Below are 17524 nucleotides of genomic sequence, written 5' to 3' on the forward strand. Positions count from 1 at the left end.
AATGGTAGCAGAGTTATATTTAGTAGCCGAATCATTCGCTAACAACACTAATTTTACAACACCCGAAATTGAAAGCAAAACAAAATCGCTTGCGAACGACTTTGTTTACATTAAAAAATATAGCGAAACGAATAGACTTTTTGTTCACCCAGACATTTATGCAATAAATTTTCTTAACGGTGTTTCATTATCTAAATTGTTGCACAATCCCCAAATTGCAAAAGAGCGCCTTGACCGTGACGTTTATGGTGCTTTACAAAACATAATTGACAAATCTGCAACAACTACGCACACATCACAGGAAGTAATAGAAGTTCTTCTACCTGAACACAACGAAAATCTTTGCCATGGTTTAATTGCATTTAATCCTGTGCCCACTGTTCAACCTGAATTGCAAATAGTTTATCATTTGCAAGGTTGGTTTAAGTTCCGAAGACACTTTTTAGGTTTATATCCTAAAAATGAAAATTTTTACATAGATGAATGCATCAAATATTTTCCTAATCTTTATTTCCATGAAAGAAACAGAACAACTATTAGTGCAATTTTTGATGATTGTCCAAAGAAAATTATCTATCACTTAACAGCATTAAATGATAAATTTAAATTAATTGACAAATCTGGAAGAAACAGAACCCAAGTGTTGGAGGCTTTTTCGATTACAGCAGAACTAGACGAGACCGCCTCACTGGAAGGTAATGCAGCAAGGAAAGACGATTTCACATTTACTTTTCTTAATCATCAAAAAAAAGAGGTTAAAGTTTGTTGCGAACCTCACTTAAAGTTATGTTTCAATGATACTAGTAATGCATATTCAAATGAAAGAAGAATATATTTTCATGAAGGAATAGAAAGAATTCAGGATGGTGAAATCATTGAAATAGTTCAAGATGGAAAAATATTAATAGGCCACATAGGCGGCCATTTATAGACGAATTAAGACATGCCAACACTACACTGGATAGGAAAAGATAAAGTTATCAATCATCACCTAGATGTTTCGTTTAAAGTATTGGAACACGCCTACGGTTTTGATAACGGCAAACAAATAGAAGAAGAAACAAAAAGCGGAAATAAAATTATACATGGCGACAACCTCGAAGCCCTGAAAGCCCTTTTGCCCGAATATGAAGGACGCATAAAATGTATCTACATAGACCCGCCCTACAACACAGGAAACGAAGGTTGGGTGTATAACGACAATGTGAACGACCCGAAAATTAAAAAGTGGCTCGGTAAAGTAGTTGGAAAAGAGTTTGAAGATTTAAGCCGACACGATAAATGGCTCTGTATGATGTATCCACGTTTGAAGTTGCTTCAAAAACTACTATCAAATGATGGTGTTATATTAATATCAATTGACGACAATGAACAAGCAAATCTCAAATTGATTTGTGATGAAATATTTGGTGGTGGAAATTTTGTAACAGATTTGATTTGGCGTTCAGCTGATTCATCAAATAACGATGCCAAACAATTTTCCGTTGATTACAACCATACTTTAATCTACTCCAAAGCATTAAGCTGGCAACCAAATAAACTAGACCGAACCGAAGAAAATAATCTTCACTACAAAAATCCTGATAATGACCCCAACGGACCTTGGTTTTCTGGTAATATATCATCGCCTAACCCAAGACCTAATTTGACTTTTGATATTATATCGCCAAATGGAACCATTATCAAACCCCCAAAGAATGGTTGGCGTTGGAAAAAAGAACGAATTGATGAAATGATTGAACGTGGCGAGATTATTTATTCTGAAGACGAAACAAGAATTATTAAAAAAACCTACCTAAAAGACCAGTCTGGTATTGTTCCATCAAACATTTGGTGGGATGTTGAAGAAACTGGGCATAATAGAAATGCAAAGTATGAATTGATAAAAATATTCAACGAACTCAAGACTTCTGAAATATTCAAAACTCCTAAGCCAATAAAATTTATTGATAAGATTTTAAAAATCGCTACTGACAGAGACAGCATAATTTTAGACTCGTTTGCAGGTTCAGGAACAACAGCTCACGCAATATTAAACTTAAATAAGCAAGATAACGGCAATCGCAAATTCATAATCGTAGAAATGGAAGATTATGTTGAAGCGGTTACTTCTGAGAGAATAAAAAGAGCGATAAATGGGTTTGGTGAAGGAAATAAGAAAACCAAAGGTACAGGTGGAAGTTTTGATTTTTACGAGTTGGGGCAACCCATGTTTTTGGAAGATGGCAATTTGAATGAATTGGTAGGCGTTGAAAAAATTCGCCAATACGTTTACTACACCGAAATCAAAACGCCACTTACAACAAGCAAATACAAAGACAATAAACATTTCTTGGGCAAGCACAATGATACAGCGTTTTACTTCCACTACGAGCAAGACGAAGTAACCACTTTAGACCATGCTTTTTTAGCCACCATGAAAACCAAAGCGGGGCAGTATGTGATTTATGCAGACAACTGTTTGCTAACAAAGGACTTTATGACGAAGCATAATATCATTTTCAAGAAGATACCAAGAGATATAACAAGATTTTAAGCGATGGAATTAAAACCATATCAACAACAAGTAATCAACGACCTTGCACTGTTTTTGGAAAACATACAGGAAACCAAAGACCTGAAAGACGCTTTTTATAATTTTTGGGCAAAGCACCCAAGAACGCCTTTGTTTCCGTATTCAGGCACAGCCATTGAACCTTACAAAAACAATGTTCCTCGTGTTCCGCACATTTGTGTAAAAGTGCCAACGGCAGGCGGAAAAACTTTTATTGCCTGCAATGCCATTAAAACCATTTTTGATGCCTTTGCTTACGATAAGCCCAAAGCAGTAGTTTGGTTGGTTCCGTCCATTACTATTTTAGACCAAACCATTAAAAACCTAAAAGACACCAACCACTCTTATCGCCAAAAAATCAATTCTCATTTCGGTAACAAAGTAGAAGTATTTGACAAGGCAGAACTATTGCAGGGAAGCGGATTTAACTCCACTTCGGTAAAAGAACAATTGAATATTTTTGTATTGAGTTTTGACAGCATCAGAACTGCAAACAAAGAAGGTAGAAAAGTATTTGAGCAAAACGGCTCATTGCAATCATTTGAAGCCTTGCTCGGCAAAGACGAAGAAATATCGTTGATGAAAGTAATGCAATACTTAAACCCGATGATTGTGGTGGATGAAAGCCACAATGCAGAAACGGATTTAAGTGTAGATATGCTCAAAGTATTTAACCCTTGTTTCATTCTTGACCTTACAGCCACACCACGCAAAAACAGCAACATCATCAGTTTTATTGATGCTTTGGAGTTGAAAAAGGAAAACATGGTGAAACTTCCTGTAATTGTTTACAATCATCAGGACAAAACAGAAGTAATTAATTCTGCTTTACAACTTCAAAAGCGCTTGGAACTGCAAGCCATTGAAGAAGAAAAGAAAGGCGGCAAATACATTCGTCCCATTGTGTTATTTCAGGCACAACCCAAAAACGGCAAAAATTTTTTGAACGAAGAAGAAGAAAAATCAAATGTTCAGAAACTAAAAGAGAAACTCATTGAGTTGAAAATTCCTACCGAACAAATCAAAATCAAAACGGCAAACATCAACGAAATAAAAGGCATTGATTTGATGAGCAAAGACTGTGAAGTTCGCTACATCATTACTATAAACGCATTAAAAGAAGGTTGGGACTGTCCGTTTGCCTATATCTTGGCATCATTGGCAGACAAGAGTTCGGCAGTTGATGTTGAACAAATTTTAGGCAGGGTTTTGCGGCAGCCTTATGTCATGAAACATAACTTTCCATTACTCAATTTGAGTTATGTATTAACGGCTTCATCAAAATTCCTTGACACATTAGACAACATTGTGAAAGGATTGAACAAAGCGGGTTTCAGCGATAAGGATTATAAATTGGCTGACCCTGCAATGTTGGAAGAAGCCAAAAAGCAAGACCCTTTACAACAATTGACTGTTTTCCCAACCACCGAAACATTAACGGAAGACATTACTTCAGACATTGACACCACCCGAATTTCTGCACCATCAGAAACAGAGTTACCTAACACAACCGTTTCAGAAATAGAGAAAACCGCCATTGAACAAAATGAAGCCTTTGAAAAAGCGGTTTCCGAAATGGAAGCCAACCATTCAACGGCATTGCCAAACGAAATACAACAACTTGTGAAAACATACAGTATTAAAGACATTTTCAGAGAACAAGCTGAACAAATCAATTTGCCACAGTTTTATCTAAAAGTTCCTGCCAACGACCTGTTTGGCAAGAAAGAAGAAGAATTGCCTTTAGAAAAAGAAAATCTTTTAGAAGGTTTTGCATTGAGCAAAGCCGACACCAACATTGCGTTTGACAGCATTACTTCTGAACTCTACAAAGTTGACTTGGACGAAACTAAAAAAGAGCATACACCAACATTTGTAAGACTTGACGGAGAAGTGAAAGAAAGTGTAATGACTTACATTCTCGACCCTTCACGCAAAGACAGCCGAGTAAAGAATTTCACTAAACGACTGATGGATTTAATCGGAAATATGTTTCCAATTCCCGACAAAGAAATTGAAAAATACATCAACCGAATTTTGGAAGATTTCAAGGACGAACAATTCAGCGATTTAGCAGCTAACGAATACACTTACAAAGACAAAATCAAGTTCAAGATTATAGCACTTTCAGAACAGTTTGCAGAGAAGAAATTCAAAGACTTTTTAGACACAGACAAAGTGTTTATTAAACCATCATTCACTTTACCAAAAAATATTTCGCCTGGCAGCATAGCAAAGGACATCACGAAGTCGCTTTACCAAAAAGAAGGAAGTATGAACGGTTTTGAAGAACGTGTAATCAATGAAATTGGTAATATGACCAATATTGCTTTCTGGACAAAGAACATTGAAAGAAAAGGTTTTAGAATTAACGGTTTTGTAAATCATTATCCCGACTTTATTATTCAGACAAAAAGCGGAAAAACAATTTTACTTGAAACCAAAGGCGACCATTTAGATGCAGAACAAAAAATAAGACTTGGCAGACTTTGGGCAAGTAAAGCAGGAAATAATTATCGTTACTTTATGGTTTACGAAAGGCGCACTGTTGACGGGGCCTATAGATTGGAGGACTTTTTAAACATCATAAAAGATATTTAATGTATGTTTTTATAATATGCTAAGTGACTGAAATTTTCAGCATAAGAGCGGAACCGCTTTACAGAAGAGTAGGTCGGACAGAAGTTACTATACGCAGAATAAAGAAAATTAGATTTAAAATGGAATATAAAAATACAACCCTCAAAAATACCACATAAAGAAGATTTTTACGAAATAATTGAGTTGCCTAAAGCTGATAAATCGACAATGCTTTTTTTTGAGGTAAAATAAAAGGGATTAAAAAATCAAAACTAATAGAACATTGCCATTACCTACAATTGGGGGAATGCATCGGTTTTCTTAAACTCTACAATTAATTTACGCATATATCCTTTATCACCAAAGTGTCTACTTAAATTAATTGTTTTTTCTTCAAAATCATCGGTGCCATCAGATTTCTTATAGTGGAATATTTTTATAGACTTACAATTCTTATGCTCAAATATTTCTTTAAACATCGTTCTGTCTGAAAGACCACATGAATGCCCCAATACATAGATCTGGTATTCTTCACTATTAAGAAAGCGAGCTAAGTTTCTATAATTAGAGGTTTTGAAATATTGATAAGACTTTATAAACTGAAAGATGTCTTGATTTTTTTGTTCTTCAAAGTTTAAATACTCTTTGTCGTACTCATCACCAAATCCAAAAATAATTGGATTTCTAGGATCGTTCAATTTTCCATGTATATAATTTATACTTGAATTTGAAAAATGTTTCTCTTGCTTTAAATGCTCAAGATAGATTTCTACAGTGGAAGTATAATTAAAATTTAGGAAGTAAGTCTTTTTTGGATATGGATTATAATGATAATTATTAGAACTGTTTAATTGCCGTCTTAAGTTATTATAACTTTCTCCGTCTAATATTGTATCAAATTCAGATAGACTAAATTTGGATGTCATTAAACCCAAAATTTCAGGATTCAACTTTTGCTGAAAATCCTGCTGCTGTAATTCTATATACTCTTCTAGTTTCTTTTTTAGATAGCTAAACTCTTGATTCAAAGCTAAAACTGTGTCTTTTTCAAAACTACTATTCTTTAATTTACACTTTTTAAGCACATCAAAATATTCAGTTTCAATATCTACCCAATTAAAATCTAAACATTCATTTAAAACACGACATAGAAGTTCTGAATTTATGATAATTTGAATAGATAACGGCTCTTTAAATGTAGAGTCGTAATAATCACTACCTAGAACTACAATATCTAAACTAGGTGCGTTAGAAAATTTTAGAAATTTATTCAGAGTGCCTGCATTATATTCGTTAACAACCCATTCTTTTGTGGGTATAGATGGAAAGTAATGATTAAACCCCTTTCCTGATATACTAATTAATTCATCTTTGTAAGGCTTATTTGTTGTAGTTTTTTCTAAGCAGCCAGCAAGATACCATAGTATAAAATCTTTATAACTAGTTTTTAAACCATGCGCCAAATCAAAGCCATTACCAATTAAAATAAGCCTATTCATGAGAAAATTATATTAAAGTAGATGTTGATAAATCCCAAAACAATTCTTTTCATATTTAAGAAAAATATTTCTATTATTACAATATAATTCTTATTTACGTTATGAAAAATTTCTACACTTTACTATTAATTGCTTTATGTGCAGTATCTCTTAATATAAAAGCACAAGAAACACCTAAAGAGCAGCCCACTAAAATCTCTATAAAAGAAGCCCCACAATACCTAAACAAACTTGTAACCATTTGCGACTCCGTTTACAGCACCAAAGCCCTAGAAAAATTAACCTTTTTAAACTTTGGCGGTAACTTCCCCAATGCACCAATAACCTTAGTGGTATTTAAAAGTGATGAAACTAAATTCCCTCAAGCACCTGCCACCTTATACAACCATAAACGTATTTGTGTAACTGGCAGGCTTACGGAGTATAAAGGGAAATTGCAGTTGGTTATTAATGAGGTGGGGCAGGTGAATTAAGCTTAATATGTATTTATAGGGTTGATATACGTTATAGAATGGTAGTTATCTACTAGTCAAGCAAAATTTATTTAACAACAATGAACAACAGAACATATTATGGTTGACTTTAAAAAAAAACTTAATAAATTAACTACCGATAAGAAAACTAATCCTATTGAGATTTACGACTCTTTGGACAGAAGAAGTATTGCGGGTCCATTAAGACCTGCTCAAAATAAAATCTTAGAAGAATGGTTTGAATCCCACGTAAATCAAAAGGATTTAATTGTTAAACTTCATACAGGTGAGGGCAAAACATTAATAGGACTATTAATGCTTCAGTCTCATATAAATTTAGGACAAGGGTCTTGTCTATATGTTTGCCCAAATAAATACTTAGTACAACAAGCACAAAAAGACGCTAAAAAGTTTGGGATAAGTTATTGCACATTTGAACAAGATGGTTCAATACCGAACGACTTTATAGATGGAAAGAAAATACTAATAACCCATGTCCAAAAAGTTTTTAATGGCAAAACGGTATTTGGAATTGGTAATGATTATATTCCCGTTAGTTCTATAATTTTAGATGATTCACATGCTTGTATTGATTCAATCAAAGATTCCTTTACAATTAATCTTGACAAGAATCATTCAATTTACAAGCAAATAATCGAACTATTTAAAGACAGTTTAATTGAGCAAGGTCAAGGAACTTTCTTGGAAATTGAGAATGGTGATTACAATTCTTTTTTACCAATTCCGTATTGGAGTTGGATAGAAAAGTCAGATGAGATATTAAATATTTTATCTGAATCAAGAGAAGAAACAGAATTAGCATTTGCCTGGCCTTTTATAAAGGACAATATAAAAAATTGCCAAGCTTTTATATCTGGTAAAAACATTGAGATAGCACCTATCCACATCCCAATTGAAAAATTTACTTTCTTCGATAAAGCTAAACAAAGAATCCTTATGTCAGCTACAACACAGGATGATTCATTTTTTATAAAAGGTTTAGGTTTCAATATTGAATCAGTTAAAAATCCACTAACAAATCCTGAGCAAATTTGGTCGGGTGAAAAAATGTTATTAATGCCTTCACTCATTGATGAAACACTAGACCAGAATACTATAGTCAATGCTCTAGCGAAGCCAACAAAAAAGACGTATGGAGTTGTTGCTTTAGTTTCCTCTTTCGCAAAAACAGAACTTTATTACAACCTTGGTTCATTGGTTCCAAAAACAGAACAGATTGGAGCTGTTGTTGACCATCTTAAAAAAGGAAATTATGAACAAACTGTAGTCTTTGCTAATAGATACGATGGCATTGATTTGCCTGATGAAAGTTGTAGAATATTGATTGTCGATGGCAAGCCATTTTTTCATTCACTTTCTGATAGATACGAGGAAGCTAATAGAATTAATAGTGATTCAATTAATATCAAAGTTGCTCAAAAAATTGAACAAGGTTTAGGCAGAAGTGTAAGAGGAGAAAAAGATTATTGCATAATATTTTTGATAGGAAGTGACCTTGTAAAGTTTATTAAAAGTAGTAGGACAAATAAGTATTTTTCTTCTCAGACCAAGAAACAACTCGAAATTGGACTTGACATAGCGGAAATGGCAGTTGAAGAGCTTTCTGATAAAAATGAGCCAATGGATGCTATGAAATCTTTAATGAAGCAACTCCTACAAAGAGATGAGGGTTGGAAAGAGTTTTACAAAGAAGAAATGAATAAAATAACGCCAAACCATAACAATAGTACAATATATGAAACATTCGTTTTAGAGAGAAAAGCTGCCGTTTCAAACTATGCAGGGGATTATGAAAAGGCTTGTGAATCAATTCAAAAAATCATTGACAATTATTGCAATGATGACAGTGAACGAGGGTGGTATTTACAAATACTGGCTAGATACAAGTATTTAGATTCAAAGGTAGATTCAAACGCGTTGCAAAAATCAGCTTTTTTAAAGAACAACGAACTTCTAAAACCCAAGGAGGGAATTAACTACAAAAAACTTGAGTATATAAATGAAAACAGGATACAAAGAATATTACAGTATCTAAGAAATTATCCTAATTATCAAGATTTGATGCTAAATGTCGAAGGTGTTCTCGGAGATTTGGAATTTGGAACATCAGCTGAAAAGTTTGAGTCTGCATTTAAAGAATTAGGATTAATGCTAGGTTTTTTAAGTGAACGCCCTGACAAAGAATTTAAAAAAGGACCAGATAATTTATGGTGTGGTGTTAGTAATCAATATTTTATTTTTGAATGTAAAAGCGAGGTCAATATTGACAGACAAGAAATTAATAAACACGAAGCAGGGCAAATGAATATACATTGTGCTTGGTTTGAAGGTCAATATGGACAATCGACAGTAAAAAGAATCTTGATTATCCCTACCAAAAACCTTTCTTATCACGGGGATTTTACACACGAAGTTGAGATAATGAGAAGGAATACGCTCAAGAATTTACGTCAGAATGTTAAGTCGTTTTTTAAAGAATTTAGCAAATACGAAATACAATCAATAACAGATGAAACGATACAAGAATTTCTAAATGCTCATAAACTTGACATTGAGTCATTAAAGACTATTTATTCAGAGAAGTATTACAAGAAACAAAATTGAAAACTGAGCCTACACTTTTACCTAAAAGTGGCGCTTCAGTCGTTAAATCAAGCTTTGTGCTTCGAAATCGCCACTTTCGGGTAGACGCAAAACTTTATGTGCCATTTAAAAACCAACTTTCTGTATGAGCATCGACTGGGAACAAAAAATAAAAATTGATATTGAATGGACTGCCAGAATATTAGTAAATCATTTTATTGAAAAATCACCAAAGTTGATTTTAAGAGCTTACACACCTAAAGTTACAGGTACAAAATTTTGCTGTAATGCATTAATAGAAGAGTTAGGATTTTATTTAACTAATTATGCACTATCAGTAGATTCTCATAAAAAAAAAATAAACGCCCTTAAAAGTAAGTATAAAGAAGATCTAGCAGAAAAAAGATTACCAAAAGCTTTGAGCGATGAAGCCCAAGCTTTTTTCGGTAAAAAAGATCCTTCTACAGATGGTAAATATGGTGAGCTACTTTTATTTGCATTATGCGAAAGCATTTTAAAATGTAAAATGGTAGCTCATAAAATTGAAGGACTAACAAATGGCAAAGACCAAGTTAAAGGTGGTGATGGTATATTTTTAGGCAATTACGAATTTACAAATGGAAAAGTAGGACAAGCAATTTTTATCGGAGAGGCAAAAATCACACAAGATCGGGCTAGATCTATTAATGAAGCTTTTGATTCTCTAAACCGTTTTCACGATTCTAAAACACAGCATGAATTTAATAATATGGAATTTATTGTTGCTCATAAATCTCTAACTGTAGATGAAAACGATACCGACTACGAAGAAATTTTTGAACGATTAACACCAGGTACCGAAAAATTCCAAAATCAAGTAACTGTCCATCCTATTTTATTAATGTATAATACCTCTACTTTAGGTAATTTAGAAACTAAAGCAGCAGATAAAGAAGACTTAGAAAGTCTAATTACACTTCACCTCTCCAATAAAAAAAATGAAATTATCGATATAATACAAAAAAAAATAGAATCATTTCCACATTTAAAAAAAGTATATCTTGACTTTTTCTGCTTTCCTTTTAATGATATAGATCTATTTAGAGAAGGTATGTATTTCAATATTCATAAAGTACCATATTCAAAAAGTGCAGAGGTATAATGAAAAATTTTGAAAGTATATACAATAATAGATGCTTAAATGCTGTATTAGAGAAAAATGTAATAAACCTTTTAAGTCAAAAAATTAGGTCCATTTCAAAGGTTAAAACTGATCCTCTTGAAGTTAGAAAAGCTGTATGGCTGGCATCTATACTTGCAGAAAGTAAGGATGAGCAACACTTAAAAAAAGTTCAAGATCTTGCTATTCTTCTTTTCTTAAACAATCAAAATAATATTGAAACTCTAAAAGTTTCATACATCCTTTTTTCTAGAATCGGAAACTTAACAGCTACAAGACATTTACAAAAATTAGGTAATACAGATGAATCTAATTCATTTAACGAAGACGTAGTTTTAATACAAGAGTTAATAAATAAACGTCTAGAAAATTCAATTTTAGTCAATGATAAACCTTACTTATTAACTGATTTTCAAAAAGACCTTTTTAAGACAATAAAAGAAGAAAAATATGTCTCAATATCTGCACCAACCTCATCAGGAAAGTCATTTATCTTAAAGATTTGTATTGAAGAGGAATTAAAAGTCAAAGAGAATTATTGCGTATACTATATTGTGCCATCAAGAGCACTTATAAATCAAGTAAGTGAAGAATTAAGAGAAAATATTGATGACATACTAGTTAAGAATGCATTTATTGAAGATAATATAGAATTAGATAAAAAAGTAATTTATGTAATTACTCCAGAAAGAGCTATAAAAATCATTAATTCTGAAAAAGGGTTGTTATTACCTAATCTAATTTTTATTGATGAAATACAAAATGTGGAGAACGAAGATGGAAGAGGTAATCTTTTTGAGTATGTATATGAGGAATTTTCGAAAATTGATAAAACTAAAATAATTACAGCAGGACCATTTATTTCTAATCCAAAAGAAATATTTAAAGAACTTTTTGATAAAGAAAGTAAAATTGTTGACTCTAATTTGTCCCCTGTATTTCAACTAAAAACAATTATTGAATTAAATCAGGATGCAATTTCACTGAAATTATTTATAAACAATAAAGCTTTTTATAAGCTTGATGATATAATTACAATTGAAAAAATTGAAGCTATTTTTAAATCTAATTATGGAAAAGGATTGAGTAAAATAATAGCGGCTTTAACCAATGCAAATGAAAGAAATTTAGTTTATGCACCAGATGGATACATGGCTGAAACATGGGCTTTGGAATATGCCAAATCAATTACAGATATTGATAATATTTTACAAGATGATTTAAATGATTTAATAAAATATTTAAAAACAGATATACATCCTAAATACTATCTTGTTGAATGTTTAAAGAAAAAAATTGCATTCCATAGTAGTAATCTATCTGAATTCGCTAGAAAAGAAATTGAAAACCTTTTTGAACGAGGTATTATAAAAACCTTGTTTTGTACTTCTACATTACTTGAAGGAGTTAACTTACCTGCTGATAATTTATTTGTTATTATACCTAAGAAAAACACTGAAAAATTAACTGACTTTGAATTTGGTAACCTTATTGGACGAGCTGGAAGAATTAAAAATACTTTATATGGTACCATTTATTGCGTTAGCAAAGAAAATAAAACTGATTGGGCTGAAGAATACTATGAAGCAAGCTACACAAAAGAGGTTAAAACATCAAGTTCTAGGGCTTTACCAGAAATTACATCCAGTGATTTAAAAAAAACTTCAACAGAAATTGATAGTAAAAAAAACAAAAATATAATAACATCACTACGGAATAAGGCGCTAAAGAACGACGGTTCTTTAGAAATATTTTTTGATAAACATAACCTTGAAGAAACTAAAAAAATCAACTTTATTAACCAAATTAATGATTCAATAAAAGATGTACAAATTCCTTATGATGTTATAAAACAAAATCCTACTATTGATCCTTTGCTTCAAGATAAACTATATAAAGATGTTATTAATGATATTCTAAGTTGGGTAATTGATCCTAAATCCTTTTCAATTTCAAATCAAAGAAGAGAAGATGCTGAAAAGTTAGAATATAAAGATAAGAGTTCTTATTGGCAACTACATTCAGTTATTTTGCGATTGGATGAAATGTTTAAAATATCATATGAGAGTTGGAAGAGTGATAATCTTAATGATGTTAATCCTAGTACCATCTGTACTAACACATTTAAGTGGATTCAGGGTAATAGTTTGGGAGAAATAATTGCAAGTGCAATTAAATATTATTCTAGCGATCTACGAATATCTGACAAGAAAAGAATTAACCCTAGTAATTCTGTAGATATCAATAGAAAAATTAAAGAAGTTATTAAGATAACAAATAAGGTTATAACATTTAATTTACTTAGATATATCAAACTATTAGTTGATATATTGGAAAATATACTTAATGACGAACAAAAAGAAACTTATAAATCGACTTTAGGATTAGCATCTGCTATAGAGCTTGGCTCTCAAGATAAATTGGTCATTACGATGATTACCAATGGCATTCCAAGAACTATCTCATTGAACTTAAAGAAGATTTTTGTACAAACAGATTTTTATAAAAATGATAAAGAAAATGCTGATGTATTGAAGTGGTTAAAATCTCAAGATTATGTTACAGGTCTTGAACCCATTTACAATAAATTTCTTGCTAAGAATAATTTTTTAAACGTTAAAATTTATAAATAAACTGTACATAACAAAGTTGGATGTTGTACAACTAAGACTGAGCGATTTTATCCGTTCTTTGTACTCAACGAAGCCTATCGGAATTTAATATTTGGTTACAAAATTAAATTTGTAACTTTCTGCTAGATTACAGAGACGTTTATTTTGTAGAAAACGACAGTTAAAACTAGTTGTGCAACAAGCACAGTATTTATCCAAAAGGACGGCTAGTGATTAAATGAAAAATTTTACTTTAATAAAAAATATCATAAAGCATTCAAAATCACCGCTCCAAAGCTTTATACTAAAGTTTTTTACTATAAACAAAGACAGCTTTTTTATTTAAATGAGGTTCTACCTTAATTTTATCTAAGTTCCTTTTCAAAGCTAATGATATATAAGAGCTTGTAAATACCCAACCTTTGTCTCTGAAAATTTCACCAATTTCTTTTACTGTTAATTTTCCTTTTAGAAATTTCTCATTATTTAATAATTCGAAATTAATGGCATACGTAATAGATGGTCTTTTCTCAAGTATAGCATTATACTCTGTGTTATCTTTATGAATGTCTAGTAACTTTTTTCTGTAATTAGTATCAGGTATAATTTCTTTGTTATTTATTCTATCGAATGATTCTTTAAAGAAGTCACAAGACTTATTAATGTTATCAATACTGAATTCCGCTTCACCCTTTTTAATCCTTTTTATTTGTTTAGAAGATACATTTAGTAGATTGGCATAACTTATATCAGATATACCAGAGAATTCTAATAGTACAAATAGATTTTTTGTAATTAACTCTTTGTTGAGAATAGCCATGTGGCTAATGTCAATTAACAATTAATTACAAAAAGTGACATAAAATTCTTTTTTTGATGTTAGTTTTTTTTATATTTGAATTTATAAATAGGTATTAATAAGAGTCTTGCGACCACGAATTCTCAGGCCGAAGCGCAAGAACAGCAGATTAATGCCCATATCTTATTTTGTTGTACCTTTGGTACTTCGAAATAGATGTGGGACTGCTGTAAATCCATGCTTCGTAAGGCCTGAGAAACTTTAAGTGGACATGGTATGCGGTCCCACATGTATTTAAGCATTCCATCCAAAAAGACTCGTTAACATCATAATATGAAAACGAGTAACATTTACCCATCCCAACAGCAAACAGCACTTAAAGCTATGCGCTGTGCTGCATCCCTTAAAAATTTGTTTAAAAACATCATTAAAAGTCCGGTATAGTGTTTAAGACATCAACCGGTCTGGCCCATTGCATCCCAAGAAATAAGTTAAAAAGCTGTTAATAGCCCGGCCGGTTTTTTCTATCTGAGAAGAGTGGTAATTGATAACATTTCGACTCCGCTCAATGTGACATACTCTTAAACCCATACACAAAAAAATGAACGATAAACATCGTATAGAATATCTACGGCCTTTTTTTAGGAGGTACAATACCATCAAACTGCTTGTATTACTACTAGTTGTGGTAGTATTCAGCAAAAAAGCCAAAGCCCAGCAAGCTTTACAAATAGGGGAGCAGCTCACCCTCCAACAAGCAGAAGTCCAAAGCTTGCCTCAATTGCAACAAGCTTTAAAAAGCTCCAAAGCAATGGTCCTGATATTTTGGAACCCCCAATGCAAAGAAGCCAGGCAGCAGTTTAAACATTACCAGCGCTTGCAGCAATATTTTCAGAAAGATATACAGTTTATAACCATCTCTGCCACAGCAGTACTGCAAAAAGCAGAAAATAGTAACCTGCTATGTCTGCAAGACACTACGCTAGCGCAATTATTTCCGCATCGTATAAAACCACATGCTGTTTGGCTGGATAAGCAGCATTACATTAAAGCCATCAGCCATGCAGATGATTTGGATAGCCTGCAATTGAGCCATCTAATTAGTGCTAAAGCTTTAGCAGTCCCCACCAAAATAGATCAAAACCCAGCCTTATTAAAGCAGCCCTTTTTAAAAAGTAGAACCAGCGTCAATCCTTACTACAGCACCTTATTGGGCCATCAGCAAGGCTTTAGTCCGGCTTTTGGTGTAGAGGCAGATAGCCTGCAAGGCACTATCAGAACATGGGTAGTCAATTTCCCATTATACAAATTATACCTCATGAGCATAGGCCGCTTTCTAGGCTATCCACCCAATCAGGTACTGTGGAAGGTAAAAAACCGCTGGCGCTATCAGGTGCCAGATACCCTGCACAACCAAGAAGCTTGGAACCGCCATTACAGCTACAGCTATGAATCTATTTTACCTATACATACCCCTGCAAACATCAGGCTATCACGCATGCTGGCAGACATCAACCATTTTACCGGGATGCATTGCAGGCTAGAAAGCAGGACCGTTAAGGTATGGTTGCTTAAAAGTACCGGGCCAGCACCCTTGGCAACAGGAGGAAGGGCACTAAACACCTTAAGCCATCAGGGCCATAAACGTTTAGAGAACGAGTATATCAAAGCATTGGTGTACGAGCTTAACAAAGAAGAAAGCAACCCGCCAGTCATAGATGCTACGCATTGGAAACAGCCTGTAAGCATCAAGCTGGGGCAACTTACTAGCTTCAAAGATTTAGCATCTCTAAACCAAGCCTTAGCCCCCAACCATTTGGTGCTAGAAGAAGCACAGCAAGCAGTCACCTTTTTAATCATAGAAGAAAATCCTTAAACCCACAAATCTAAACCACATGTCTAAATATCTATTTTACCTCTTCATCAGCTACCTCAGCCTGTCTAGCGCATGGGCGCAAGAAATTTATACCCTTCGCGGTATCATCACCAACCCAGAAGGTTTAGCCCTTGCAGGGGCAACCGTTAGCTTGGCCAGTGGTCAGCAAAGTACCAGCGATAGCAAAGGTCTATTTACGCTAACAAGCAGCCAGAAACAAATCAGCTTAAGCATTAGCTTTGTAGGATATCAAGCCTATCAGCAACAGCTTAACCTACCTTTAAAAGATACCTTACAAATTACCTTACAAGCCGATAGTTACCAATTAGAAGCCGTAACCGTAGCAACAGGTTACCAGCAAGTACCAAAAGAAAGAGCAACCGGAGCATTTGAGAACTTAAATACTGAGCTCATCAACAGAGGCGTAAGTACAGATATCTTAAGTCGCTTAGAAGCCCTTACCCCAGCCCTACAATTTGATAAGAGAGATTTCAATATCAATGCCAATAGCAATACCAACCGCCTCAGCATCCGGGGAGTTAATACCATCAATGCAGATGCCTCACCCCTCATTATTCTGGATAATTTTCCTTATGAAGGAGACATCAATAGCATTAACCCCAATGATGTAGCAAGCATCAGTATTTTAAAAGATGCCGCAGCAGCATCTATCTGGGGAGCCAGAGCAGGAAATGGCGTTATCGTGATCACAACAAAAAAGGGGAACTACCAAAAGCCATTTCAAGTTAATTTTAACAGCAACATCAATATCACAGCCAAGCCCAGGTTATTAGACTTTCCTCAGCTTTCTAGCTCAAGTTATATCGCTATAGAGCGAGACCTTTTTAGCAGAGGCTTTTACCAAAGTCAGGAAAACAACCTCAGAAGGCCAGCTTTATCTCCCGTGGTAGAGCTCTTGATAGCAGCCAGAGATGGGCGCATCAGTACAGCCAGTGCCGAAGAGCAAATCAATGATTTAAGCACTATAGACGTTAGAGAAGAGTACCTGAGGGAAGTATACCGCCCGGCAGTAAATAGCCAATATGCCCTGCAAATGAGCGGAGGCACCAGTAAAAATCATTATACTTTTTCTTTAGGCTATGATGAAAATCTGCAAAGCTTAAAAAGTAACCAACAAAATAGGCTTACCCTAAAAACCAGTCAGTTTTGGAAGCCTATAAAAAATATAGAAATCAGTGCAGATATACTCTACAGTAACAGGCAGCAAGAGCAAGCCCCATCTTTTGCCGGTATTGGCTATAACCAATTGCGCCTAGGAGCCAGACAACTATACCCCTATGCCGTTTTAAGAAATGCAGATGGCAGTGCTGCCGCTGTAGATAAAGACTATAGAAGTTTTATCACAGG

Annotated in this window: 11 protein-coding genes; 9 read left to right on the plus strand and 2 right to left on the minus strand. The window is 33.6% G+C overall.

Annotation, left to right across the window (positions count from 1 at the left end; translation table 11 throughout):
• Position 1 precedes the first annotated feature (1 nt).
• The 3 genes from B2745_RS08010 to B2745_RS08020 are packed head-to-tail and all read left to right on the plus strand — an operon-like array spanning position 2 to position 5155.
• The gene (locus B2745_RS08010; RefSeq protein WP_304065106.1) at positions 2 to 931 is read left to right on the plus strand and encodes a hypothetical protein; all 930 of its coding nucleotides are present in this window, start codon (positions 2 to 4) and stop codon (positions 929 to 931) included.
• A gap of 12 nt (positions 932 to 943) precedes the next feature.
• Positions 944 to 2536 (plus strand): site-specific DNA-methyltransferase, encoded by a 1593-nt coding sequence (locus B2745_RS08015; RefSeq protein ID WP_304065110.1) that lies wholly within the window; start codon positions 944 to 946, stop codon positions 2534 to 2536.
• A 3-nt stretch (positions 2537 to 2539) separates the two neighbouring features.
• The gene (locus tag B2745_RS08020) at positions 2540 to 5155 is read left to right on the plus strand and encodes a DEAD/DEAH box helicase (RefSeq protein ID WP_304065113.1); all 2616 of its coding nucleotides are present in this window, start codon (positions 2540 to 2542) and stop codon (positions 5153 to 5155) included.
• Positions 5156 to 5427: 272 nt separating this feature from the next.
• On the opposite strand, the gene B2745_RS08025 is transcribed toward B2745_RS08020, so the two are convergent.
• Positions 5428 to 6633, minus strand: coding sequence for an AbiH family protein (locus tag B2745_RS08025; RefSeq protein ID WP_304065116.1), 1206 nt, complete (start codon positions 6631 to 6633; stop codon positions 5428 to 5430).
• A gap of 101 nt (positions 6634 to 6734) precedes the next feature.
• Here B2745_RS08025 and B2745_RS08030 point away from each other — a divergent pair, with 101 nt between their 5' ends.
• The 4 genes from B2745_RS08030 (at position 6735) to B2745_RS08045 (ending at position 13502) form a co-directional block, all read left to right on the plus strand.
• A complete protein-coding gene (locus tag B2745_RS08030; RefSeq protein ID WP_304065119.1) occupies positions 6735 to 7106 on the plus strand; it encodes a hypothetical protein in 372 nt (123 codons plus the stop codon).
• Positions 7107 to 7205: 99 nt separating this feature from the next.
• Positions 7206 to 9731, plus strand: a complete 2526-nt coding sequence (locus B2745_RS08035) for a DEAD/DEAH box helicase family protein (RefSeq protein ID WP_304065122.1) — start codon at positions 7206 to 7208, stop codon at positions 9729 to 9731.
• A gap of 124 nt (positions 9732 to 9855) precedes the next feature.
• Positions 9856 to 10851, plus strand: a complete 996-nt coding sequence (locus tag B2745_RS08040) for a HamA C-terminal domain-containing protein (RefSeq protein ID WP_304065125.1) — start codon at positions 9856 to 9858, stop codon at positions 10849 to 10851.
• The gene (locus tag B2745_RS08045) at positions 10851 to 13502 is read left to right on the plus strand and encodes a DEAD/DEAH box helicase (RefSeq protein ID WP_304065128.1); all 2652 of its coding nucleotides are present in this window, start codon (positions 10851 to 10853) and stop codon (positions 13500 to 13502) included. Before B2745_RS08040 ends, B2745_RS08045 begins: the two co-directional genes overlap by 1 nt.
• A 283-nt stretch (positions 13503 to 13785) precedes the next feature.
• Here B2745_RS08045 and B2745_RS08050 read toward each other — a convergent pair whose 3' ends face one another.
• Positions 13786 to 14301: a hypothetical protein gene (locus B2745_RS08050; RefSeq protein ID WP_304065131.1), complete on the minus strand. Its 516-nt coding sequence runs from the start codon at positions 14299 to 14301 to the stop codon at positions 13786 to 13788.
• A gap of 580 nt (positions 14302 to 14881) precedes the next feature.
• Between B2745_RS08050 and B2745_RS08055 the strand changes: the two genes are divergently transcribed.
• Entirely contained in the window at positions 14882 to 16156 is a 1275-nt protein-coding gene (locus B2745_RS08055; protein ID WP_304065134.1) for a hypothetical protein, read from the plus strand.
• 19 nt (positions 16157 to 16175) lie between these two features.
• Positions 16176 to 17524: TonB-dependent receptor plug domain-containing protein (locus tag B2745_RS08060; protein WP_304065137.1), on the plus strand; the 1349-nt coding region annotated here is incomplete at its 3' end.

The organism is Pedobacter glucosidilyticus, from assembly GCF_002483235.1.
In the GTDB taxonomy this organism is placed as follows: Bacteria; Bacteroidota; Bacteroidia; order Sphingobacteriales; family Sphingobacteriaceae; genus Pseudopedobacter; species Pseudopedobacter glucosidilyticum_B.

Coding starts and splice junctions, on each gene's coding strand:
- B2745_RS08035 (WP_304065122.1), top strand. CDS start 7,206: ATGGTTGACTTTAAAAAAAAACTTAATAAATTAACTACCGATAAGAAA.
- B2745_RS08025 (WP_304065116.1), bottom strand. CDS start 6,633: ATGAATAGGCTTATTTTAATTGGTAATGGCTTTGATTTGGCGCATGGT.
- B2745_RS08020 (WP_304065113.1), top strand. CDS start 2,540: ATGGAATTAAAACCATATCAACAACAAGTAATCAACGACCTTGCACTG.
- B2745_RS08045 (WP_304065128.1), top strand. CDS start 10,851: ATGAAAAATTTTGAAAGTATATACAATAATAGATGCTTAAATGCTGTA.
- B2745_RS08040 (WP_304065125.1), top strand. CDS start 9,856: ATGAGCATCGACTGGGAACAAAAAATAAAAATTGATATTGAATGGACT.
- B2745_RS08010 (WP_304065106.1), top strand. CDS start 2: ATGGTAGCAGAGTTATATTTAGTAGCCGAATCATTCGCTAACAACACT.
- B2745_RS08030 (WP_304065119.1), top strand. CDS start 6,735: ATGAAAAATTTCTACACTTTACTATTAATTGCTTTATGTGCAGTATCT.
- B2745_RS08015 (WP_304065110.1), top strand. CDS start 944: ATGCCAACACTACACTGGATAGGAAAAGATAAAGTTATCAATCATCAC.
- B2745_RS08050 (WP_304065131.1), bottom strand. CDS start 14,301: ATGGCTATTCTCAACAAAGAGTTAATTACAAAAAATCTATTTGTACTA.
- B2745_RS08055 (WP_304065134.1), top strand. CDS start 14,882: ATGAACGATAAACATCGTATAGAATATCTACGGCCTTTTTTTAGGAGG.